Below are 22,020 nucleotides of genomic sequence, written 5' to 3' on the forward strand. Positions count from 1 at the left end.
CACCAGTGCAACCGGCAGAGGAACGAGGAATAACGGTGTCACCGGAATCGACCGGGCTGAGAAGCGCAAAATGGTTCGCGGGCAAGGATGTTCCAGGATTCGTACACCGCTCTGCGATGCGCGCGTCGGGATTCTCCCGGATGGCCTTCGAAGGCCGCCCGATCGTCGGGATCTGCAACTCGTGGTCCGAAGTCGTCAACTGCAACATGCACTTCCGCGGCCTGGCCGACTCGGTTCGGCGCGGCGTCCTGGCGGCGGGCGGGTTCCCGCTCGAATTCCCCACCATGTCACTGGGCGAGCAGTTGATGAAACCGACCACCATGCTCTTCCGGAACCTGATGGCGATGGACGTCGAGGAGTCGATTCGGGCCTACCCGTTCGATGCTGTGGTCCTGCTCGGCGGGTGCGACAAGACGGTTCCCGCGCAGCTGATGGGCGCGGCGAGTGCGGACGTGCCCGCGATCGCCCTGACCGGCGGCCCGGCCGCGCCGGCGATCTTCGACGGCAAGCAACTCGGTGTGGGGACCGACCTCTGGCAGTACATCGATGACGTGCGGGCCGGCCGCATGTCGATGGCCGACTACGAACGACTGGAGGCCGCGGCGGGGCCCTCGCGCGGACACTGTCCCGAGATGGGCACCGCCTCCACCATGGCCACCCTCGTCGAGGGTCTCGGCATGACGCTGCCGGGCACCGCCGCGATACCCGCCATGGATTCGCGCCGGCTGCAGGTCGCCGAGGAGTGCGGGGCCAGGGCCGTCGGGCTGGCGGTCGAGCGGCTACGGCCGTCCCAGGTGATGACGGCCGAGGCCTTCGACAACGCGATAACGCTGATGCTGGCGGTCGGCGGCTCGACCAACGCGATCGTGCACCTGCTGGCGATCGCCGGCCGGGTCGGAGTCCCGTTGTCCCTGGACCGCTTTCACGAACTCTCGGAACGCACACCGCTGGTGGTCAACGTCCGCCCGGCCGGGGAACACCTCGTCGAGCAGGTCTTCCACGCCGGCGGGATACCGGCGGTGATGAAATCGGTCGAGCCCTTGTTGCACACCGACGCGGCCACCGTCACCGGCAAGACGGTCGCCGACAACCTCGCCGCTGTCGCTGCGACCGACGCGACCGTGATCGCCCCGCTGGCTGCACCGTTCCAGCCGCCCGGTGGCCTCGCCGTGGTGCGCGGCAACCTCGCTCCCGACGGTGCGGTCGTCAAGTGCAGCGCGGCCAGTCCCGAGTTGCTGGTCCACCGGGGGCCCGCGGTGGTCTTCGAGAACATGCGGGATCTGATGCGCCGGTTCGACGATCCCGATCTGGAGGTGACCGCCGACTCCGTGTTGATCCTCCGCTCGGCCGGCCCGCGGGGCGCGCCGGGTATGCCCGAATGGGGCCAATTGCCCATCCCGAGCAAGCTCCTTCGGCAGGGTGTCACCGATATGGTCCGCATCTCCGATGCCAGGATGAGCGGCACCGCCTACGGCACCTGCGTGTTACACGTCAGCCCGGAATCGGCGGTGGGTGGACCGCTGGCGTTGGTCCGCGACGGTGACATCATCGCCCTCGACGCGCCGGCCAGAAGATTGGACATGCTGGTATCGGAGGACGAGTTGTCTTCGCGGCGAGCCGAATTGGCCCCTGCACCGGCTCGGCATACCCGCGGCTACGCCGCCCTGTACACCGAACGCGTGCTGCAAGCCGATCGGGGATGTGACTTCGATTTCCTGGTCGGGCGCTCACGAACGCCCGAGGACGAACCCGAGGCGATTTTCGAAGGGTGGATAGGCGGGTGGTGATCACGGTTGCGCGGGCGGCCAGTGCGCGCGCCACTCGTCCGCGGTGATCGCGGCGGGTGGCGCGTCGGCGATGGCGTCACCGCGGCGATCGGCCAAGACCGCTCGCTCGACCGCGCGGACGGTGTCGATGAACTCCAGAACCGCGGCGCGCAGCTCGTTTTCGGGATCACCGCCGATATCGATGCGCACTTCACGCAGATCGGCCGGCACCAGGTCTTCGGGCAGCCCGGCGGCGGTCGCGCGTTCCAGGATCTTGTGCGCCAGCGCCAGGGCCGGCTGACCGGTGGGCACGTCGTCCATGCACGAGTTGCGGGCCTTGGAGAGCTTCTCTTGCGCTTTGCGTTCCTCCCACTGCGCCAGCTGCTCTTCCAGCGAAACCGATTCCCCGGCAAGCACACCGAAGGCGCGGTTGCCCAGCTTGCGCACCAGCGCGTCGGCGACATCGTCGATGCCGAACGGGTGGGTGGGCGCGTCCTCGGCGATGCGGGCGTGGAACAGCACCTGCAGCAACACATCCCCGAGCTCTTCGCGGAGCTCGTCGGCGTCACCGCTGCGCACCGCGTCGAACAGTTCGTAGGTTTCCTCGAGCAGGTAGCGGCGCAGCGAGTCGTGCGTCTGCTCGCTCTCCCACGGGCCGTCGGTGCGCAGCTTGTCCATCATCGCCACCGCGTCGACCAGCCGCTCACCGGGTTGCGGTGCCGGGGCGGCGATCAGCCGCTCCCCGGCCGCCAGCCGGGCCTTCACCGCGGGATGCTCAGGATCCGAGGACAACAGCACCGGGGCCGGCTCGCCGTCGTATTCGGGCCGGGCCGACGGCAGCGACCACGGCACCTTGATCGGCATCTCCTCGGTGTACTGCACGTCCCCGGCCAGCAGCTCGACGGCGTCCACCGGAACCAGGGCCGGCCGGCGCGGATCCACCAGGACGACAGTCATTTCGCGCCTCCGGCACGGGAAGTCATTTCGCGCCTCCGGCACGGGAAGTCATTTCGCGCCTCCGATGACCTCGTCCACCTCGTCGGCGGGCCGCCCGTCCAGCGTCAGCAACAGCCCCGCCACCGCCTTCACCAACTCCAGGTCGCGGATGCGCGGCGCACCCACATTGGTCCCGGCCCGCGGGATCGGGATCTGCACCGTCGAGGTGGTCGCACGGTACGCCGCACCCGGGTACACCCGCTTGAGCCGCAACTGCTGGGAATCCTGCAGCATCAGCGGCGCCACCCGCAGCGTCGACTCCGAGATCGCGGACACCTCGGTCACCCCGTACTTACGGCACAGCAGCCGCAGCCGGGCCACCGCGACGAGGCGCTGCGCCGGTTCGGGCAGCGGGCCGTACCGGTCCACGAGCTCCTCGATGACCGAACGGACGGCGCCCTCGTCACTGGCCGCGGCCAGGCGCCGGTAGCCCTCCAGCCGCAACCGGTCACTGCCGATGTAATCCGGGGGCAGGTGCGCGTCCACCGGCAGGTCGATGCGCACATCCTTCGGTTCCTCAACGCCGACAACCGTTTTGCCGTCGACCGCGGCCCGGTAGGCTTCCACCGCTTCACCGACCAGACGCACGTACAGGTCGAAACCGACCCCCGCGACGTGGCCGGACTGCTCCACGCCCAGCACGTTGCCCGCGCCGCGGATCTCCAGGTCCTTCATCGCCACCGCCATACCCGCGCCCAGATCGTTGTTCTGCGCGATGGTGGCCAGCCGGTCGTGCGCGGTCTCGGTGAGCGGAACCTCGGGCGGATACAGGAAATACGCGTAACCGCGTTCCCGGCTGCGCCCGACCCGGCCGCGCAGCTGGTGCAACTGGGACAGACCGAAGGTGTCGGCGCGTTCCACGATCAGCGTATTGGCATTCGAGATGTCCAGGCCGGTCTCGACGATGGTGGTGCAGACCAGGATGTCGTATTCCCGGTTCCAGAACCCCTCGACGGTTTTCTCCAGCGCGTCCTCGTTCATCTGGCCGTGCGCCACCACCACACGGGCCTCCGGCACCATCGCCTGCACCCGGGCGGCGGCCTGGTCGATCGACTTCACCCGGTTGTGGATGTAGAACGCCTGCCCGTCGCGCAACAACTCCCGGCGCAGCGCGGCGGCCACCTGCTTGTCGTCGTGCGGACCGACATAGGTCAGCACCGGGAAGCGCTCCTCCGGCGGGGTCAGGATGGTCGACATCTCCCGGATGCCGGCCAGGCTCATCTCCAGCGTGCGCGGGATCGGGGTGGCGCTCATGGTCAGCACGTCGACGTGGGTGCGCAGGCTCTTGATGTGTTCCTTGTGCTCCACCCCGAAGCGCTGCTCCTCGTCGACGATCACCAGGCCGAGGTCCTTCCAGCGCACCCCGGTCTGCAACAGCCGGTGCGTGCCGATGACGATATCGACGGTGCCCTCGGCCATTCCGTCGATGACGGCCTTGGAGTCGGCCGGATCGGTGAACCGGGACAACCCCTTCACGGTCACCGGGAACCCGGCCATCCGCGCGGTGAAGGTCTGCAGATGCTGGTCGGCCAGCAGCGTGGTGGGCACCAGCACCGCGACCTGTTTGCCGTCCTGCACCGCCTTGAACGCGGCGCGCACCGCGATCTCGGTCTTGCCGTAACCGACGTCGCCGCAGATCACCCGGTCCATCGGGACGGGCTTTTCCATATCGGCCTTGACCTCGGTGATGGCGGTCAGCTGGTCGACGGTCTCGGTGAACCCGAACGCGTCCTCCATCTCGGCCTGCCACGGGGTGTCCGGCCCGAACGCATGCCCCGGCGCGGCCTGGCGCTTGGCGTACAGCGACACCAGTTCCCCGGCGATCTCGCGAACCGCCTTGCGCGCCTTGGTTTTCGTGTTGGTCCAGTCGCTGCCGCCGAGCCGGCTCAGGGTGGGCGCCTGCCCGCCGACATACCGGGACAGCTGGTCCAGCGAATCCATCGGAACGTAGAGCTTGTCGGTGCCGCCGCCGCGCTTGGCCGACGCGTACTCCAGCACCAGGTATTCCCGGCGGGCGCCGCCCACCACCCGCTCGGTCATCTCGACGAACTTGCCGATGCCGTGCTGGTCGTGCACCACCAGGTCGCCGGCCGTCAGCGCCAACGGGTCGACGACGTTACGCCGTTTGGCCGCAAGCCTTTTGCCTTCGGTGGCGGTGACCCGATTACCGGTCAGATCGGTCTCGGTGATGATGACCAGGTTCACCCCGGGCAGCACCAGGCCGTCGTGCAGCGGGCCCTTGAGCACGCCCACCACGCCCGCCGTCGGTGCCGCACCGGACGCGAGAAGGGCTGCCGGGATGTCGGATTCGCCGAGCTGTTCGACCACGCGCTGTGCGGTACCGGTACCGGGTGTGACCACGGCCGCATACCCACCGGTGGCGACGTGCGCCCGCAGCATCGCGAAGATCTCGTCCAGCGACTGTTGGGAGCGCGCCGACGGGGCAGGACGCAGGTCCAGTTCGGTGGCGTTCTCGGCCGTCAGCTGGCTCAGCGTCCACCACGGATGCCCGCCGGCGCGGGCGGCGGCCCGCACCTCGTCGAGTTCACGGAAGCCCGACCCGCCCAGCTGCTCGACGTCGATCGGGGCGTCACCACCCATCGCCGCGACCGACCAGGACGCCTCCAGGAACTCCCGGCCGGTCTTGATCAGGTCAGCGGCGCGGGCGCGCACCTTCTCCGGGTCGCACACCAACACCGGGGTACCGGCGGGCAGATGTTCGGTGAGCAGCACCAGGTCGTCGGGGCGCAGCACCGGAGCCAGCGCCTCCATGCCGTCGACGGTGATGCCCTCGGCCAGCTTCGCCAGCATGTCCCCGACGGTTCCGGCGATCGTGTTGTCGGTCTGGGGCCGCGCACCGGCGAGCTGACTGGCCCGCTCCCGCACCTCGGGGGTCAGCAGCAGCTCCCGGCACGGCATGGCGATCAGGGTGTCGATGGCGATCTCTGGAATGGACCGCTGGTCGGCGACGGCGAACATGCGCATCTCCGACACCTCGTCGCCCCAGAACTCGACGCGTACCGGGTGCTCGGCGGTGGGCGCGAAGATGTCGAGGATGCCGCCGCGCACCGCGAACTCGCCGCGCTTGGCCACCATGTCGACGCGGGTGTAGGCCAGTTCGACCAACCGGGCCACCGTCTCGTCGAAGTCCGCCTCTGCGCCCATCGTCAAGGTGACCGGCTCCACGTCGGCCAGTTCCGGGGCCATCGGCTGCAGCAGCGACCGGGTGGTGGTGACCACCACCCGCAGCGGCGGGCCGAGGCGCTCGTCGTCGGGATGGGCCAGCCGGCGCAGCAGCCGCAACCGGGCGCCGACGGTCTCGACACCGGGTGACAGGCGCTCGTGCGGCAGCGTCTCCCAGGACGGGAACAGGGCGGCGGCGTCACCGAACACCGCGCGCAGTTCGGCGGTCAGGTCGTCGGCTTCCCGGCCGGTGGCGGTGACGACGAGCAGCGGCCCGGCCTGCGCGGCGGCCGCCGCGACGAACGGGCGGGCACTGGCCGGTCCGACGAGGTCGTGTTCGGCTGCGCGGTCAGCCACACCGCGCAGGCCGGGATCGGTCAAAGCCAGTTCGATGAGGCCCGCCAGCGGGGTCTCGACAGAAGGGTGCCCCGGTGCGGTCATGATGCCACCATCGTAACCGGGCCCGGTGATCACGAATCGGGGCCGGGCACCGCCTCAGATGCCGCTATGTCGACGGCGATCGCCGGTCCGATCCGTCACGACTCCAGCGGCAACAGGCCCACCCTGACCAGTTCCTCGGCGCTCAGATCGACGACGGCGAAGGCCGTCGGCACCCGGTGCTGGCGCGGCCCGAACCGCAGGTCGACCAGCCGGTGACCGTGCCGCGGATCACCGAAGTTCACTTCCTCCACGATGTTTCCCGTGCCGGTGTCGACCTCCACCCCCGACTCGGTGAGCCGGCCGTCGCGCCGCACGATGTCGAGCGCCCGGTCCTGCTCGGCCGCCGCCAGCGCCGGGATGGCCGTCGCGGCCGAGACCGCGAGCACCTCCCGCGCCTCGACATCCACCAGCACCTCCACCGCGAGGTCGTCGGTGTAGTTGTAGATGGTCACCACGGGCACCTCCCCGGACCCGTCCAGCGAACGCATGCCCACCCCGAGAACTGCGTAGCGCTTCCCGTCGAGCAGTCCGGCGACACGAACGGATTCCAGCGCAACGGCCGGCGCCTGCGCCGCCGCCAGTTCGGATGGCTCAGTCATGCCCCCATGCTCGAGTCGAAGGCGCCAGGACGGCTGAGTAGTCGACTACTCGAATTGCCCGGCAGCCGTCAAGAATTCGTCACCCCACGTCAAGAGACCGTCAAAGTCCTCGACTGGATCGGCGCGCACGCGCACCGTCGGGGCATGACTCTTCTCGATGCGGTGCACTCGTTGCGCCGGGCGGCCCCCCAACGGATCGACCCCGCGGTGTGGCCGGTGACCGCGCAAGTCGACGTCGAAGGCCGGTTGTGTGTCGGCGGTGTCGCGCTGACCGAGATCGCCGACCAGTTCGGGGCGCCGGTGCAGGTGCTCGACGAGGCGGAGTTCCGGTACCGGGTGCGCGGGTTCCGGGTGCGGCTGCCGGAACGGCGCACCGTGTACGCCGGCCGCGCCCTGCTGACCAAGGCGGTGGCCCGGTGGGTGGCCGAGGAGGGCGCGGGTCTGGCGGTGCGCACCCCGGCCGAACTCGCGCTCGGGCTGAGCGCCGGGGTGGACCCGGACCGCATCGTGGCGCACGGGTGCGCCCAGACCACCGCCGACCTGCGGGCCGCCGCCGGGGTGGGCCGCATGGTGCTGGGCTGCGGCACCGAGATCGCGCTGCTGGCCTCCCAGCTGAGCCGACCGCAGCAGGTGCTCACCGGTTCGGCCGAGCTGGCCGCGCGGGTACTGGCGCAGCCGATGCTGCGGCTGGTCGGGTTGCGCTGCGCCGCCGACGAGATCAAGCAGGCGGTGTCGGCGATGGCCGATATCCGCGACCGGCACGGCGTCACGCTGACCGAACTCAACATCGGCGACGTCGGCGTCGACGCCGACCTGATCGACCTCGACGAGGCCATCGACAACGCCCTGGACGACGCGTGCGCGGCCGAACGGTTCCCGCGCCCCGTCGTCGTGGTCGAACCGGGGCAGGCCATCGCCGGCCGGGCCCTGGTGAGCTGCGCGCGGGTGGTGGCGGTGCGCGACGGTCTGGTGACGGTGGACGGGTCGGCAACCGGCACCGTGGCGTTGGCCAACCGGCATCCGCTCGGCCCGACCCGGCCCGTCACCGTCGTCGGCCGCACCGGCGAGCTGGTCTGCGCGCAGGTGACGCTGCCGGCCGATCTGCATCCGGGGGATCTGCTCGCCGTCGTGGGCCCGGTGCCGTCCTGCACCGCGCTGACGGCGCGGCCCCCGGTCGTGACGGTGCGCGATCGGCGGGCGCAGCTGTCGGTGCGCCGCGAGACGACGGCGGACCTGCTCGGCCGGGAGCTGAGTTAGTCGGCTTCCAGCACGGGATCGGCCTCCAGGTGCGTCAGCCCGTTCCACATCAGGTTCACCAGGTGGGCGGCCACCACTTCCTTGCTGGGCTGGCGCACGTCGAGCCACCATTGCGCGGCCATCGACACCGAGCCGACCAGGGCCTGCGCGTACAGCGGCGCCAGGTCGGGATCCAGTCCGCGGCGGGAGAAATCGCCGGCCAGGATCGAGGCGACCTGGCTGACGGCGTCGTTGAGCAGCGTCGAATAGGTGCCCGAGGTGATGGCGGCCGGTGAATCGCGGATCAGGATGCGGAACCCGTCGGTGCGCTCCTCGACGTAGGTGAGCAGCGCCAAGGCCACCCGCTCCAGGCGCACCCGGGACCGGTTGTTGGTCAGCGAGGAGGTGATGCCGTCCAGCAGCGCGGACATCTCCCGGTCGACGACGACGGCGTAGAGGCCCTCTTTGCCGCCGAAATGCTCGTAGACCACCGGTTTGGAGACGTTGGCGCGCAGGGCGATCTCTTCGATGGCGGTGCCGTCGTAGCCGCGTTCGGCGAACAGCGACTTGGCGATCTCGATGAGCTGCTGGCGGCGCTCGGTGCCCGTCATCCTGGCGCGCGGGATGCGGGCCTCCTTCTCCGGTGCTGCCACCGGCCCAGCCTAACGCCGCGGCGCGTGCCCGCTGCCCTGCCGGGAACATTGATCCGGTCGACTAGAGTCTCGGATTGATCGGTCCGTCGTGGTGTAATCGGCAGCACCTCTGATTTTGGTTCAGATAGTTCAGGTTCGAGTCCTGGCGACGGAGCAATCTCATACCGCGAGCGGCCCCTAACTGACAGCGTTGACGGCGTGTCCGCGTACAGACACGGTCGCTCGCGGGAGGAGGAGAGAATCGTGTCCACCACCGACATCGCGGTCGTCGTCCTGGCGGCCGGCGCGGGCACCCGGATGCGGTCGGCCACCCCGAAGGTGCTGCACCCGCTGGCCGGACGCAGCATGCTCGCCCACGCCCTGCTCGCCGTCACCGCCCTGGAACCCCGCCACATCGTGGTCGTCGTCGGCCACGGTCGCGACCATGTCGCCGCCGAGGTCGGCCGGATCGCCGAGCGGGCCGGCCGCGATATCGCCACCGCCGTGCAGGAGGACCAACTCGGCACCGGGCACGCCGTCGGCGTCGGCCTGTCCGGCCTGCCCGAGGATTTCGCCGGCACCGTGGTGGTCACCTCCGGAGACGTGCCGCTGCTCGACGGCGAGACGCTCGCGGCGCTGGTGCGCACGCACGGGGACGGCGGGGCCACCATCCTGACCACCACGGTCGCGGACCCCACCGGATACGGGCGCATCCTGCGCGACGAGACGGGCGCCGTCCTGGCGATCGTCGAGCAGGCCGATGCCGACGAGCGCCAGCGCGCCATCGGTGAGATCAACTCCGGGGTGTACGCCTTCGACGCGGCGGCGCTGCGGTCGGCGCTGAGCCGGCTGCGCACCGACAACGCCCAGCAGGAGCTCTACCTCACCGACGCCATCGCCCTGGTCCGCGGCGACGGCCTGCCGGTGCGGGCCCAACACGTCGCCGACAGCACCCTGGTCGCCGGCGTCAACGACCGCGTCCAGCTCTCGGTGCTGGCCGCCGAGCTGAACCGCCGCATCATCGAGGGCCACCAGCGCGCCGGGGTGACCGTCGTCGACCCGGCCACCACCTGGATCGACGCCGACGTGGAGATCGGCCCCGACACCGTCATCGCCCCCGGCACCCAGCTGCTCGGGGTCACCTCGATCGGACCGGACTGCACCATCGGACCGGACAGCACGCTCACCTCGATGGAGGTCGGCGCCGGCGCCTCGGTGGTCCGCACCCATGCCGAGTTGTCGGTGATCGGCGCCGGCGCCACCGTCGGCCCGTTCACCTATCTGCGGCCGGGCACCGAGTTGGGTCCCGACGGCAAGCTGGGCGCGTTCGTCGAGACGAAGAACGCGGTGATCGGCACGGGCACCAAGGTGCCGCACCTGACCTACGTCGGCGACGCCGACATCGGCGAGCACAGCAACATCGGGGCCTCCAGCGTGTTCGTGAACTACGACGGCCAGACCAAGCGCCGCACCACCGTCGGCTCGCACGTCCGCACCGGCTCGGACACCATGTTCATCGCGCCGGTGACCGTCGGCGACGGTGCCTACACCGGGGCCGGGACGGTGTTGCGCGAAGACGTGCCGCCGGGCGCGCTGGCCGTCTCGGCCGGCCCGCAGCGCAATATCGAGGGCTGGGTGCTGCGCAAGCGACCGGACTCGGCCGCTGCAGAAGCAGCACGTAAAGCCACCAGCGACGACGAGTGATTCGACAGCTTCCGTTGGCAATCTGGTAACCCGGCAACGTCGGCCCGAATGCACTACGTACGATTGGCGCGTATTCGACCCCGACCGGCGAAGGCACAACAGTGAGCCACGACTGGACCGACAATCCCAAAAACCTGATGCTCTTCTCGGGCCGGGCTCATCCCGAGCTTGCTGAGCAGGTGGCCAAGGAACTCGATGTTCCCGTCACCGCACAGACGGCACGGGACTTCGCCAACGGCGAGATCTTCGTCCGCTTCGACGAGTCGGTGCGCGGCTGCGACGCCTTCGTCCTGCAGAGCCATCCCGCGCCGCTGAACCAGTGGCTGATGGAACAGCTGATCATGATCGACGCGCTCAAGCGCGGCAGCGCCAAGCGGATCACCGCGATCCTGCCGTTCTATCCGTACGCCCGGCAGGACAAGAAGCACCGCGGTCGCGAGCCGATCTCCGCGCGGCTGGTCGCCGACCTGTACAAGACCGCCGGCGCCGACCGCATCGTCACGGTGGACCTGCACACCGACCAGATCCAGGGTTTCTTCGACGGGCCGGTGGACCACATGCGCGCCCAGTCGCTGCTGTGCGGCTACATCGCCGAGAAGTACGCCGACGCCGACAAGGTGGTCGTCTCCCCCGATTCGGGCCGCGTGCGGGTGGCCGAGAAGTGGGCCGACTCGCTCGGCGGTGTGCCGCTGGCCTTCATCCACAAGACCCGCGACCCGCTCGTGCCCAACCAGGTGAAGTCGAATCGCGTCGTCGGTGACGTCAAGGGCAAGACCTGCATCCTGACCGACGACATGATCGACACCGGTGGCACCATCGCCGGCGCGGTGAAGCTGCTCAAGCAGGACGGCGCCGAGGACGTGGTCATCGCCGCCACGCACGGGGTGTTGTCCGATCCCGCCGCGCAGCGACTGGCCGACTCGGGTGCCCGCGAGGTGATCGTCACCAACACGCTGCCGATCGGCGAGGACAAGCACTTCCCGCAGCTGACCGTGCTGTCCATCGCGCCGCTGCTGGCCAGCACCATCCGCGCGGTGTTCGACAACGGTTCGGTGACAAGCCTTTTCGACGGTTCCGCCTGACGGCGAGGAGTAGCTTTCAGATATGGCGGCCCGCATCTTCCACAACCCGAAGTGCTCGACGTCCCGTAAGACTCTGGAGCTGTTGCGGGACAACGGGATCGAACCGGAGATCGTGCTGTACCTGAAAACGCCGCCGACCCGCGCCGAACTGGCGGCCCTGATCGCGGATGCGGGTATCCCGGTGCGCGAGGCGGTGCGCAAGCGGGAGTCGCTGTACACCGAGCTGGGCCTGGCCGACGCGTCCGACGACGAGCTGCTCGACGCTCTTGCCGAGCACCCGATCCTCATCGAGCGCCCGCTGGTGGTGACGGACAAGGGCACCCGGTTGGCCCGGCCCATCGATCGGGTTCGCGAGATTCTGTGAGGCGTGCGGTTTCGCTGGCGGCGGTTGCCGTGCTGCTGGCCGGCTGCGGCGACGACGTCCCGGACTACCAGTCGCTGCTGACCACCACCACGACCACGACCAGTGCCGCGCCCGGGACCCAGAAACCGGTGCCGTTGTCGCAGTACCTGGAAAGTGTCGGGGTCACCGGTGACCCCGTCGCCCCGGAGAAACTCACCGACCTGACGGTCGAACTGCCGCGCCCGGCCGGCTGGCAGGCCTACAGCAACATCAACCTGTCGCCGGGGACCCGGGTGATCGCCAAGGGCGACACCTACCCGACCGCCATGCTCATGGTGTTCAAGCTGACCGGCAATTTCGACGTCGCCGAGGCCCTCAAACATGCCGACGCCGACGCGGAGCTGTCGCAGAATTTCACCAAACTCAACGGCTCGAACGAGAACTTCCGTGGCTTCCCATCGTCGATGATCGAGGGCACCTACGACCTGAACGGCCGGCGGATGCAGAGCTACAACCGGATCATCTTCCCCACCGGGACGCCGCCCAAGACCCCGCCGGGGGCGCCGGGCCAGCGCTATCTGGTGCAGCTGACCATCACCAGCTACGCCGAGGAGGCGCAGCAGCAGGGCAAGGACATCGAGGGCATCATCTCGGGGTTCAAGGTCGCGGCGAAGTAAGGTGCGGCGGGCAGGAGCGAAGCGACCCGGGGTTTGGCTACGCTCCCACCATGAGCTGGACCGCCGCAGAGCTGCCGTCCTTCGCGGGGCGCCGCGTCATCGTCACCGGGGCCAACAGCGGCCTCGGCCTAGTCACCGCCCGTGAGCTGGCCCGCGTCGGGGCCTCGGTCACGCTGGCGGTGCGCAATCTGGACAAGGGCCACGCCGCCGCCGCGCAGATGCCGGGTGATGTCACGGTCCGCAAGCTGGATCTGCAGAGCCTGGCCTCGATCCGGGAGTTCGCGGCCGGGGTGGACGGGGTCGACGTGCTGGTGAACAACGCCGGCATCATGGCGGTGCCGTACGCGTTGACCGCCGACGGGTTCGAGAGCCAGATCGGCACCAATCACCTGGGTCATTTCGCGCTGACCAACCTGCTGCTGCCCAAGCTCACCGACCGCGTCGTGACGGTGGCCTCGCTGATGCACCTGATCGGGTGGATCGACCTCAAGGATCTGAACTGGCGCTCGCGCCCCTACCTGGCCTGGCCGGCCTACGGTCAGTCCAAGCTGGCCAACCTGCTGTTCACCAGCGCGTTGCAGCGCCGGCTCACCGCGGCCGGTTCGCCGGTCCGGGCGATCGCCGCGCACCCCGGGTACTCGGCCACCAACCTGCAGGGGCAGACCGGACACCCGATCGGCACCAAGGTGTGGCTGGCGGCCAACAAGATCGCCACCGACGCCGAGTTCGGGGCGAGGCAGACGTTGTACGCGGTCTCCCAGGATGTGCCGGGTGACAGTTTCATCGGGCCGAAGTTCGGGATGCGCGGCCCGACCGGGCCGGGACCGCGCAGCCCGCTGGCTCGCTCGGCCCGCACCGCGCAACGGTTGTGGGAGCTGTCCGCGCAGCTCACGGACACCGAATTTCAGATCTGAGGCCCGCGTCGGCTACCCTTACTGACGTCACGGCGAGGGTGGTCTACCACCGTTATCGACGGGAACCCATTCTGTTGGACCCTGGCCGTGTGTGAACCGGTTACAGGAGGAACAACACATGGCCAAGAATGCGGCCCCCAACAAGCTGACCGCCGACGTGCGTACCCGCACCGGTAAGGGTGCCTCGCGCCAGGCCCGCCGTGACGGCAAGGTGCCCACCGTGCTGTACGGCCACGGCACCGAGCCCCAGCACCTGGAGCTCAATGCTCGCGATTTCGCCGCTGTGCTGCGGCACTCGGGCACCAACGCCATCCTGACCCTCGATATTGCGGGCAAGGAGCAGCTGGCGCTGACCAAGGCTGTCGTCACCCACCCGATCAAGCGCAACATCGTGCACGCCGATCTGCTGGTCGTGAAGCGCGGCGAGAAGGTGACCGTGGACGTCACCGTCGTCGTCGAGGGTGACGCCGCCCCGGGCACGCTGGTGACCCAGGAGGCCAACACCATCCAGATCGAGGCCGAGGCGCTGTCGATCCCCGAGCAGGTCACCGTGTCGGTCGAGGGCGCCGAGGCCGGCACCCAGATCACCGCCGGCCAGCTCGAGCTGCCGGCGGGTGTCACGCTGGTCGTCGACGCCGACACCTTGGTGGTCAACGTCGTCGAGGCCCCGAGCGCCGAGGATCTGGACGCCGAGGGTGCGGGCGAGGCCGGCGAGGCTGCCGCCGAAGAGCCCGCCGCCGAAGCCGAATCCGCCGAATAATTTGGGCGAGCCGTTACTGGTGGTTGGGCTCGGCAATCCCGGGCCCAACTACGCCAAGACCCGGCACAATCTCGGCTTCATGGTGGCCGACATCCTGGCCGGTCGGATCGGCTCCGGTTTCAAGGTGCACAAGAAATCCGGCGCTGACGTCGCCACGGGCCGGCTGGGCGGCCGGTCCGTGGTGCTGGCCAAGCCCCGGGTGTACATGAACGAGTCCGGCCGTCAGGTCGGGCCGTTGGCCAAGTTCTATTCCGTGCCGCCCGCCGACATCGTGGTGTTGCACGACGAGCTGGATATCGACTTCGGCCGGGTCCGGCTCAAGCTCGGTGGCGGCGAGGGCGGCCACAACGGGCTGCGCTCGGTCGCCTCCGCCTTGGGCACCAAGGATTTTCAGCGGGTGCGCATCGGCGTGGGCCGCCCACCCGGGCGCAAGGACCCCGCCGCCTTCGTGCTGGAGACGTTCAGTTCCGTTGAGCGGCCCGAGGTTCCGCTGTTGTGCGAGAACGCCGCGGATGCGACGGAACTGCTGCTGCAGGTCGGCCTGGAGGCCGCGCAGAACACCGTGCACGCCTGGTAGTCAGTCCGACGTGCGCCGGGCGTAGGCCCGCAGCGCGAACGGCGCCAACACCGCGGTCATCGCCAGCGACCACGCGACCGTCGCCAGCACCGGGTGGTGCAGCGGCAGTTGCGCATCGGGCGGGGCCGCCGGGCCGTTGCCCCACAACTCCCGCATCGCCTGGGCCAGCGAGGACACCGGGTTCCATTCCGCGGCCACCCGCAACCACCGCGGCATCGGTTCGGTGGGCGCGAACGTGTTGGCCAGAAACGTGATCGGGAACAGTACGGTGAACATCACGCCGTTGACCGCCTCGACCGAGCGCATCAACGAGCCGACCAGGATGCCGAACCAGATCATCCCGAACCCGAACACCAGGATCAGCGCGAACGCCAGCACGGCCTCGGCCACGCTGCCGCGGATGCGCCAGCCGATGCACAGCCCGGTGATCGCCATGACCACGATGCCGATGCACGAGTGCAGCAGGCTGGCGATGCTGCGCCCGATGAGGACCGCCGACCGCCGGATGGGCAGGGAGCGGAACCGGTCGATGATGCCCTTCTCGACGTCGGCGGTGATCCCGGATGCGACGACGAACGCGGTGAACACGATGGTCTGGGCCTGGATCCCCGGCAGCAGGAATTCCCGGTAGGACGCCCCACCCCTGGTGGCGATCGACGCCCCGAACACGAACGCGAACAGCAGTACGAACATGATCGGCTGCACCGTGACATCGCTGAGCATCTCGGGCATGCGCTTGGTGTGGATCATGTTGCGCTTCACCATGATCCAGGATTGCTGGGCGATGTTGGTGGGCCGGATCACCGGTTGCGCGGTGGCCTTCTCCGATACGGCGGTCACGCGTCTACCTCCTCGGCGTCCTCGGCGCGGTGCCCGGTGAGCGACAGGAACACGTCATCCAGGCTGGGCCGCGACAGCCCGATATCGTCGACCTCGATGGCGTTGTCCTGCAACCAGTTCGCCACCCGGGTCAGCTCGGCGATGCCGTCGGCCGCCGCCGTGAGCTGCCGGGCACCGGCGTCGACGTGCACCTCGGCCCCGGAGCGGCTCAGGAGTTCGCGGGCCGCGGGCAGGTCGGCCGCGTGCGACACCGTCACCACCAGGCTGGCATTGCCGGCCTGCTGTTTGAGTTGCAGCGGTGTGCCTTTGGCGATGATCCGGCCGTGGTCGATGACGACGATGTCGTCGGCGAGCTGGTCGGCCTCTTCCAGGTACTGGGTGGTGAGCAGCACCGTGGTGCCGCCCGCGACGAGGTCACGCAGCACCTCCCACAGGTCACTGCGGCTGCGCGGGTCCAGCCCGGTGGTGGGCTCGTCCAGGAACAGCACGGGCGGAGCGGCGATCAGACTGACCGCCAGGTCGAGCCGCCGGCGCATCCCGCCGGAGTACGCGCGCACCGGACGGTCGGCGGCGTCCACCAGATCGAACTGTTCGAGCAGCCGGTCCCCCAGTTGTCTGAGCTGCCTGCGGCCGATGCCGTAGAGGCCGCCGATCATCCGGATGTTCTCCCGGCCGGTGAGCAGTTCGTCGACGGTGGCGGCCTGCCCGGTCAGCCCCATGTTGCGGCGCACCATGTCGGGGTGGGTCCGCACGTCGTACCCCGCGACGCGGGCGGTGCCGCTGGTGGGTTCCGACAGCGTGGTCATCATCCGCACCGTGGTGGTCTTGCCGGCGCCGTTGGGCCCCAGCAGGCCCAGCACCGCACCCTGCGGCACCGTGAAGCTCACCCCGTCGACCGCGCGGTTGGCGCCGAAGTCCTTGACGAGGTCGATCGCCTCGATGGCCGGCATGCCGCCTTCCCCCGTCGCTTCGCTCGCCCTGGCCATAACCTCAACCGTAGCGAGGCACCCCGACAACCCACCAACGTTTTTCCGGCGTCAAGATCGCCGCGTATCCCGTAAAGATTCCGTTCACGACGCCGCTGGGACCCCTGGCGCGGCGTAGACCGGTACCCATGAGCACCGCCACGCAGACCACCCGATGGCATCGCCTGATCGACGGCGACCGCTCGTGGGGGTCGTTGCACATCTCCGCCACCCGCTACGGCGTCACCCACTACCGGCTGGTCGTGTTTCCCCCGGGCCTGTCCACCGAGCAGCGCCGCCTGCTGCGGGTCTGGCGGGCCTGGCCGACGTGGGGTATGGCGGTGTGGCTGGTGCTGGAGGTGGCCCTGCTGCCGACCATGGGAACCGTTGCTGCGCTGACGCTTTCCACCTTCGCCGCGGTTTCGGCCGGTGCGGTGTCGATGGCGTGCGTGGACCAGTTCCGGCGCGAGGTCCGCACCTTGACGGTCCTGCGGATGGCCGGCGTGAATGATCGCGAGACGGCCGACATCTTCACCGAATTGAAGCGGCATGCCACCGCGCTCGCCCTGGCCGACCGCCACCTCACCGGCGCCGACCACGAGGCCGCGGTGTGGCGCGTCTACGAGCGGATGGCGGCCTGAGGCGCGCTGCGGATCAACCACACCGCCAGCGCGAGCACCGCGGCCACCTCGAATCCCGCGATACCCCGTTCCACCAGCCCGAGCGGGATGATCCGCCACCAGGACCGCTCGGTCACCGCGGCCACCGCGATCGCCCCGAACAGCACGCCGAGCCACCCGATCGATCCCCAGGCCAGCCAGCGCGCGGTCCTGGCCCAGACCTCGCGGCCACGGGCGATCACCAGCACGGCCACCGGCAGTGCGACGAACGCCAGCAGCGTCGCCACCCGGTGCACGGTACCGCTGGCGCTGGGCCCGACCGCCCAGTTGTGCTTGGGGAAGGCGACCACGCCGAGCAGCCCGATCACCCACAGCGCCAACAACACCGAGCCGGGTGAGCGCGGGGTCAGCAGGCCGGCGTGGATCAGCCCGACCAGCAGCAGCGCCGATCCGGCCGCCAGTGCCAGCACCGCGGTGACGAAAAGCCAACCACCGGTGGTGAACACGTACTCGGAGATGGTGGCACGCCGCAACGTCCGGCCGCGCAGCGGTTGTCCGCCGAGCACGGCGTCAAGTGTCAGCACGGTCAGCAGGGACACCGCCGCGCCCGCCACCGCGATCCAGCCGAACAGCACATGAAGACGCCGGTTCATCGAACCAGCCTACTGATCAGCGGCCCCGGACCCCGCTGTCCACCACCTTGACGGTCTTGTGCGGATACCGCTTCTCGGCGTGCGCCTTGGCCGCGGAGTTCGGTAACACGTAGAGCGTCTCCTTCTTCTCCTGCAGCGGTTTGAGCACCAGGTCCATGAATCCCTTGCGGTCGTCGAGGTAGGGCTCGATCACGTCCTCCCCGGCCGGGCAGACCGCCAGGCAGTACGCCGCCTTGTAGTTGGCCTTGAACGACAGGCTCTGCCACATCGAGGCGTTCTCCGAATCGGTGACCCTGGACCGGAAGTCCTCCGCGTCGGCGCTGTCGGCGATGGTCTGCACCCAGTCGGTGAACCCGCCCATGAATTCCCGGTAGTTGTGCACCGAACAGGCCATGAAGTCGAACGCGCCGTCCTTGCCGATGGCGCCGACCGGGCAGGCCGCCACGCACAGCTTGCATTCCAGGCAGGGTGAATAGTCCAGTGGTGCACCGTATTCGGATATGGGCGCACCGACGAGCAGGGTGCCCAGGATGATGAAGTTGCCGAATTTGGGGTGGATGACGTTGCGGTGGATGCCCATGACGCCCAGGCCCGCCGCGACGGCCACCGGCTTGTGCGCGATCACCCAGATGCGGCCGGGGAACTTGTCCATCTCCATCGGGAACGTCGCCGACGGGTTGATCACGCGGTAACCGGTGTCCTCCAGCGTCCGGGTGATGCGGTGCGCGGCCTCGTTGATGATCTCGCCGGTGCGGTGGAACTCCTGATTGGCCACGCTGCGCTCCGACGAGCGCACATTGTCCCGGTTCATCTTCACCACCAGCGAGATGTAGCTGCGCACCCCGGGCAGCGCGGTCTCGGCGTGCTCCCGTTCCGACGCCAGCGCCGGGTCGTCGAACGAGGCGAACGCGACATCGTCGGCTCCGGCGTCCAGACAGATCCGGCGCAACCACGCCGCGTCGATCACCGGTGGCACCGCGGCTCGGGCGCGGGCACGCACCGCCTGCACGGTGGGGTGGTCGGCCAGGCGCGCGGGGAGTTTGTCCGTCATCCATCTGAGTATAGAGATATATACTCAGCTCTGCCGAACAGACAGAAACTCCCGCATTTCGAGCGCGAAATGCGGGAGTCTGTGACTGCTCGGCGGAACTAGCCGGTGACCAGCGCGACCGAGTTGGCCCGGCGCAGCTTGCCCGACGGGGTCTTCGGGATGGTGCCCGGGCCCAGCACGACGACGTTGCGGGGACGGACGTCGACCTCGGTGACCACCTCGTGCGCCACCTGGTGCTCGATCCGGCGCACCTCGGCGGGATCCTGGTAGGCGTTGGACTCCACCGCGACGGCGAAGGTCTCGCGGGAGTGCCCGGCATCCAGCCGGACGGCGACCGCGCAGCCGGGGCGCACGCCCTCGACGCGGCCCGCGGCCCGCTCGATGTCGGTCGGGTAGATGTTGCGCCCGGCCATGATGATGACGTCCTTGACGCGACCGCAGACGACGACGTTGCCCTCCTCGGTGAGGTACCCGAGGTCGCCGGTGTCGTACCAGCCGTGCTCGTCCTGGGTGGGCAGGAAACCGGCCATGGTGATGTAGCCCGGCGTCACCGACTCACCGCGCAGCTGGATGACGCCGACGCCGCGGGCCGGCAGCACGTTGCCGTCCTCGTCGACGATGCGCGCCTCGAGATCCTTGAGCAGCGGGCCGAGCGTCGCGAGCCGGCGGGTGTTGCCCTTGCTGGCGGGCACCGCACGGCGCAGCGCGGCCAGCAGGTCGGCATCCACCTCGTCGACCACCAGGCCGGCGTTGCACGGGGAGAACGACACCGCCAGGCAGGTCTCGGCCATGCCGTAGGCCGGCAGGATCGCCGAGGACTGCAGCCCGAACGGCTTGCCCGCGTCCAGCAGGTCCTCGACGTCGGCGGGCTCCACCGGCTCGGCACCGGACAGGGCGAAGCGCAGGGTGGACAGGTCGAAGTCGCCCGGCTTGGCCTGCCGGCGCAGCCGCTTGGCCAGCAGCGCGTAGGCGAAGTTGGGGGCCGCGGTCATGGTGCCCTTGTACTTGTCGATCAGCTTGGCCCACAGCAGCGTGTCGCGCAGGAAGTCCATCGGCGTCACCTTGACCAGCTCGGCGCCGAAGTACATCGGGATGGTGAGGAAGCCGACCATGCCCATGTCGTGGAAACAGGGCAGCCAGCTGACCATGACGTCCTTGTCGACGTCGTACTGGGCGCCGATGAACATGGCCTCGGCGTTGGAGTAGATGTTGCGGTGGGTGATCTGCACGGCCTTCGGCGAGCCCGTCGAGCCGCTCGTCAGCTGCATCAGCGCCAGGTCGTCCTCGCCCGTCTCGACCGGGTCGATGGGGTCGGCGGCCAGCAGGTCGCCGACCTTGAGCACCGTGATGCCCTTCTCTTCGAGCACCGGGATGGCGACGATGAACGGCTCGGAGACGATGACGGCCTTGGCCTCGATCATGCCGATGACGGTCATGGTGTCCTCGGCCCAGACCGCCAGGTCGGTGCGCGGGGTGGGCTGGTGCAGCATGGTCAGGCTGGCGCCGCGCATCCACACGCCCTGCGCGGTGGGCGCGATCTCGACCGGGAAGCCGGCCAGCACGCCGATCGCGTCGCCGGGCCCGATGCCCGCGGCGGCCAGGCCACCGGCGATCCGGCGGGCCCGCTCGTGGACTTCACCCCAGGTGTGGCGGATGGGGTCGTGCGGCTCACCGGTGACCATGCCCCGAGCGCTCTCCCTGGCGCTGCGGTACATCTTGTCGGTAAAACGGCTCACGGCAACCTCCTGAATGTCTGGAGGCGCGTCGCAGGCGACGTCGACCCCAGTGTCATTGCACGTTTCCCTATATTCCGCCTGCTAGCGCACACTTTTCGAGAGGCGCGCGCACACAATTGGGAAGCAGTTGTGTCTCGAAACGGTGATGAACCAGCGAACCCAGTTCCCCCGAACGGCTCTGTTGCGTAGGGAACGGCCGGATAAGCGCTAGTTTCCACCGCCAGCCATCTTAAGAGACCCTTAAGTAACTGCCAAACTGTCGCGAGAATTGAGGGATGGGTCACACCTCGGCGATGACCCGTGCTCCCGGCACCGGGCCACTGGCCACCCGCACCGTGCGGCACACCCCGGCCCCGGACAGCGCGGCGCCGACCTCGACCGCCGATTCCGCCGACGCGCACAGGAACGCGCAGGTCGGACCGGAACCGGAGACGATGCCGGCCAACGCCCCGGCCTCCGTCCCGGCACGCAACGTGCGCCGCAGATCCGGGCGCAGGCTCAGCGCGGCCGGCTGCAGGTCATTGCCCAGCAGGGCCGCCAGTTCGCGCGGATCACCGGCGGCCAGCGCCTCCAGCACCGGCTCGACATCGCCCAGCCGCGCCGGGGCCTCCCGGTCCGGCGCCGCGCGCAGCCGGTCGATCTCGCCGAACACCGCGGGCGTGGAGAGCCCCTTGTCGGCGAAGGCCAGCACCCAGTGGAAGGTGCTGCGGGCCAGCACCGTGGCCAGCTGCTCGCCGCGGCCGGTGCCCAGCGCCGTCCCGCCGTGCAGCGCGAAGGGCACATCGCTGCCCAGCTTGGCGGCCAGCGCGTGCAGATCGCGCCGGGCCACGCCCAGCTCCCACAGCGTGTTCATCGCGACCAGCACCGCGGCCGCGTCGGCGCTGCCGCCGGCCATCCCACCGGCCACCGGGATGGACTTGGCGATCGAGATCGCGACGTCGGGCGCGCGGCCGACGTGCTCGGCCATCAGCTCGGCGGCGCGCCAGGCCAGGTTGCGGTTGTCGGTGGGCAGCCCGGCCACACCCTCCCCCGTCATGTGCACCGACAGCAGATCGGCGTTGCGCACGGTCACCTCGTCGAACAGCGACACGGCGTGGAAGAGGGTGGTCAGCTCGTGGTACCGGTCCTCGCGGAGGTCACCGACGCCGAGATAGAGGTTCACCTTGCCCGGCACCCGCACGGTGACCGAACCGGTGGGCACCCACTCGGACGCGGTGTTTCCGTCTGATGAGCGCACGGGACGAC

At 69.4% G+C, this 22,020-nt stretch carries 20 protein-coding genes and 1 tRNA gene; 11 read left to right on the forward strand and 10 right to left on the reverse strand.

Annotated elements, in window-relative coordinates; all coding sequences use genetic code 11:
- The first annotated feature begins 35 nt into the window (after positions 1-35).
- Positions 36-1,787 (forward strand): dihydroxy-acid dehydratase, encoded by a 1,752-nt coding sequence (locus BN977_RS08530; RefSeq protein ID WP_036397128.1) that lies wholly within the window; start codon positions 36-38, stop codon positions 1,785-1,787.
- Here the strand turns inward: BN977_RS08530 and BN977_RS08535 are convergent, their stop codons facing one another.
- The 3 genes from BN977_RS08535 to BN977_RS08545 form a co-directional block, all read right to left on the reverse strand.
- Positions 1,788-2,723: a nucleoside triphosphate pyrophosphohydrolase gene (locus tag BN977_RS08535; protein WP_036397129.1), complete on the reverse strand. Its 936-nt coding sequence runs from the start codon at positions 2,721-2,723 to the stop codon at positions 1,788-1,790. It lies immediately after the preceding gene.
- A 48-nt stretch (positions 2,724-2,771) separates the two neighbouring features.
- Positions 2,772-6,386, reverse strand: a complete 3,615-nt coding sequence (mfd, locus tag BN977_RS08540) for a transcription-repair coupling factor (protein ID WP_036398721.1) — start codon at positions 6,384-6,386, stop codon at positions 2,772-2,774.
- Between the two features lie 95 nt (positions 6,387-6,481).
- Positions 6,482-6,985, reverse strand: coding sequence for a hypothetical protein (locus BN977_RS08545; RefSeq protein WP_036397131.1), 504 nt, complete (start codon positions 6,983-6,985; stop codon positions 6,482-6,484).
- Positions 6,986-7,129: 144 nt separating this feature from the next.
- On the opposite strand from BN977_RS08545, the gene BN977_RS08550 reads away from it, so the two are divergent.
- The gene (locus BN977_RS08550) at positions 7,130-8,242 is read left to right on the forward strand and encodes a diaminopimelate decarboxylase family protein (RefSeq protein WP_036397133.1); all 1,113 of its coding nucleotides are present in this window, start codon (positions 7,130-7,132) and stop codon (positions 8,240-8,242) included.
- On the opposite strand, the gene BN977_RS08555 is transcribed toward BN977_RS08550, so the two are convergent.
- Positions 8,239-8,832, reverse strand: coding sequence for a TetR/AcrR family transcriptional regulator (locus BN977_RS08555; RefSeq protein WP_036397134.1), 594 nt, complete (start codon positions 8,830-8,832; stop codon positions 8,239-8,241). The genes BN977_RS08550 and BN977_RS08555 overlap by 4 nt on opposite strands.
- A gap of 124 nt (positions 8,833-8,956) precedes the next feature.
- Between BN977_RS08555 and BN977_RS08560 the strand changes: the two genes are divergently transcribed.
- The 8 genes from BN977_RS08560 to pth all read left to right on the forward strand — a co-directional run bounded on the left by BN977_RS08560 (position 8,957) and on the right by pth (position 14,910).
- A tRNA-Gln gene (locus BN977_RS08560) sits at positions 8,957-9,028 on the forward strand.
- An 86-nt stretch (positions 9,029-9,114) separates the two neighbouring features.
- Positions 9,115-10,557: a bifunctional UDP-N-acetylglucosamine diphosphorylase/glucosamine-1-phosphate N-acetyltransferase GlmU gene (gene glmU / locus BN977_RS08565; protein WP_036398723.1), complete on the forward strand. Its 1,443-nt coding sequence runs from the start codon at positions 9,115-9,117 to the stop codon at positions 10,555-10,557.
- A gap of 101 nt (positions 10,558-10,658) precedes the next feature.
- Positions 10,659-11,639, forward strand: coding sequence for a ribose-phosphate diphosphokinase (locus tag BN977_RS08570; protein WP_036397136.1), 981 nt, complete (start codon positions 10,659-10,661; stop codon positions 11,637-11,639).
- Positions 11,640-11,661: 22 nt separating this feature from the next.
- Positions 11,662-12,003, forward strand: a complete 342-nt coding sequence (gene arsC / locus BN977_RS08575) for an arsenate reductase (glutaredoxin) (RefSeq protein WP_036397139.1) — start codon at positions 11,662-11,664, stop codon at positions 12,001-12,003.
- Entirely contained in the window at positions 12,000-12,659 is a 660-nt protein-coding gene (locus tag BN977_RS08580) for an LpqN/LpqT family lipoprotein (protein ID WP_036397141.1), read from the forward strand. The genes arsC and BN977_RS08580 overlap by 4 nt, the downstream gene beginning before the upstream one ends.
- Positions 12,660-12,709: 50 nt before the next feature.
- Positions 12,710-13,573, forward strand: coding sequence for an oxidoreductase (locus BN977_RS08585; protein WP_024455356.1), 864 nt, complete (start codon positions 12,710-12,712; stop codon positions 13,571-13,573).
- A gap of 118 nt (positions 13,574-13,691) precedes the next feature.
- A complete protein-coding gene (locus tag BN977_RS08590; RefSeq protein WP_036398725.1) occupies positions 13,692-14,333 on the forward strand; it encodes a 50S ribosomal protein L25/general stress protein Ctc in 642 nt (213 codons plus the stop codon).
- A gap of 1 nt (position 14,334) precedes the next feature.
- The gene (pth, locus tag BN977_RS08595) at positions 14,335-14,910 is read left to right on the forward strand and encodes an aminoacyl-tRNA hydrolase (protein ID WP_036397143.1); all 576 of its coding nucleotides are present in this window, start codon (positions 14,335-14,337) and stop codon (positions 14,908-14,910) included.
- On the opposite strand, the gene BN977_RS08600 is transcribed toward pth, so the two are convergent.
- Both BN977_RS08600 and BN977_RS08605 read right to left on the reverse strand, forming a co-directional pair.
- The gene (locus tag BN977_RS08600; protein ID WP_024455353.1) at positions 14,911-15,750 is read right to left on the reverse strand and encodes an ABC transporter permease; all 840 of its coding nucleotides are present in this window, start codon (positions 15,748-15,750) and stop codon (positions 14,911-14,913) included.
- Entirely contained in the window at positions 15,747-16,736 is a 990-nt protein-coding gene (locus BN977_RS08605; RefSeq protein WP_234709525.1) for an efflux ABC transporter ATPase subunit, DrrA-related, read from the reverse strand. Before BN977_RS08605 ends, BN977_RS08600 begins: the two co-directional genes overlap by 4 nt.
- Positions 16,737-16,864: 128 nt before the next feature.
- Here BN977_RS08605 and BN977_RS08610 point away from each other — a divergent pair, with 128 nt between their 5' ends.
- Positions 16,865-17,356: a DUF6611 family protein gene (locus tag BN977_RS08610; RefSeq protein WP_036397148.1), complete on the forward strand. Its 492-nt coding sequence runs from the start codon at positions 16,865-16,867 to the stop codon at positions 17,354-17,356.
- On the opposite strand, the gene BN977_RS08615 is transcribed toward BN977_RS08610, so the two are convergent.
- The 4 genes from BN977_RS08615 to BN977_RS08630 form a co-directional block, all read right to left on the reverse strand.
- Positions 17,335-17,988 (reverse strand): DUF998 domain-containing protein, encoded by a 654-nt coding sequence (locus BN977_RS08615; RefSeq protein WP_024455350.1) that lies wholly within the window; start codon positions 17,986-17,988, stop codon positions 17,335-17,337. The genes BN977_RS08610 and BN977_RS08615 overlap by 22 nt on opposite strands.
- 16 nt (positions 17,989-18,004) lie before the next feature.
- On the reverse strand, positions 18,005-19,039 hold the full coding sequence (locus BN977_RS08620; RefSeq protein WP_036397149.1) for a 4Fe-4S binding protein: 1,035 nt from the start codon (positions 19,037-19,039) through the stop codon (positions 18,005-18,007).
- A gap of 98 nt (positions 19,040-19,137) precedes the next feature.
- Positions 19,138-20,775 carry a fatty acyl-AMP ligase gene (locus BN977_RS08625; protein WP_036397150.1) on the reverse strand — a complete coding sequence of 546 codons (1,638 nt, stop codon included), beginning with the start codon at positions 20,773-20,775 and terminating at the stop codon, positions 19,138-19,140.
- A gap of 280 nt (positions 20,776-21,055) precedes the next feature.
- Entirely contained in the window at positions 21,056-22,012 is a 957-nt protein-coding gene (locus BN977_RS08630) for a 4-(cytidine 5'-diphospho)-2-C-methyl-D-erythritol kinase (protein ID WP_024455347.1), read from the reverse strand.
- Between the last annotated feature and the right edge of the window lie 8 nt (positions 22,013-22,020).

Source organism: Mycolicibacterium cosmeticum (genome assembly GCF_000613185.1).
Taxonomy (GTDB): Bacteria; Actinomycetota; Actinomycetes; order Mycobacteriales; family Mycobacteriaceae; genus Mycobacterium; species Mycobacterium cosmeticum.